General features: G+C 53.2%; 2 protein-coding genes. Both read left to right on the plus strand.

Translation table 11 applies throughout. The features are described 5' to 3' along the window. Positions 1-7 precede the first annotated feature (7 nt). Entirely contained in the window at positions 8-436 is a 429-nt protein-coding gene (locus tag ACTHS3_RS16220) for an acyl-CoA thioesterase (protein WP_070608535.1), read from the plus strand. 1 nt (position 437) lies between these two features. Continuing rightward, the coding region (locus tag ACTHS3_RS16225) for a site-specific integrase (protein WP_440368535.1) at positions 438-822 on the plus strand (385 nt) is incomplete at its 3' end.

Below are 822 nucleotides of genomic sequence, written 5' to 3' on the forward strand. Positions count from 1 at the left end.
GTGCAAAATGGATAGGATTTCGGTGGCCGAATGTGGTAAGCCTTTGTTTCAGACGGCCTTGACGGTGCAGGTGGGCGATGTGAACTATGGCGGCCATCTGGCAAATGATGCGGTGTTGCGTTTGTGCCATGAAGTGCGGATGCGTTGGCTGGTGACGCTGGGTTGGAGTGAAATGGATGCTGGAGGGTCGGGTCTGATTATGGCGGATGCGGCGGTGCAGTATTTGGCGCAAGGTCATCATGGCGATGAGCTGTCGGTAGAAATGGGGGCGGCAGGCGTGGTCGGTGTGGGCTTTTCTTTGCTATACCGTATCCGCAGGATTTCAGACGGCCTTGTGTTGGCGAAAGTGCAGACAGGTATGGTGTGTTTCGACTATGGCAAGCAGCGTGTCTGTCGTCTGCCTTTGGCATTGAAAACGGCATTGGAGGCCGTCTGAAATGGAGGAATCAAACAATTTTGCACTCCATTTTGAACGCTATCTGAAAACCTTGCTGCAACAAGGCAAGTCGGAGCATACCGTTTCCGCTTATCGGCGCGATTTGAGCGAGTTGATGCGCCTGTTGCCTGATAATCTTGAAAACGGCCTGCCGACGCGCCGTGATTTTGTGGCGGTATTGAAAAAACTGTCGCAAAAGGGCTTAAGCGAAAGCAGCTTGGCACGGAAATTGTCGGTATGGCGGCAGTATTGCAGTTGGCTGGTGCAGATAGAAGTTATGGAAAGCGACCCGACATTTAACATGAAAGCGCCGCGCCTGCCAGAACGCCTGCCCAAAGCGCTGCCGCAGGAACCTTTAAATCATATCCTTGACCATGCGCCGGTTG

This window comes from Neisseria sp. P0009.S007 (genome assembly GCF_051962515.1).

What these genes read in the sequence shown, in the direction of transcription:
- ACTHS3_RS16220 (WP_070608535.1), top strand. Translation starts at nt 8, where the DNA reads ATGGATAGGATTTCGGTGGCCGAATGTGGTAAGCCTTTGTTTCAGACG.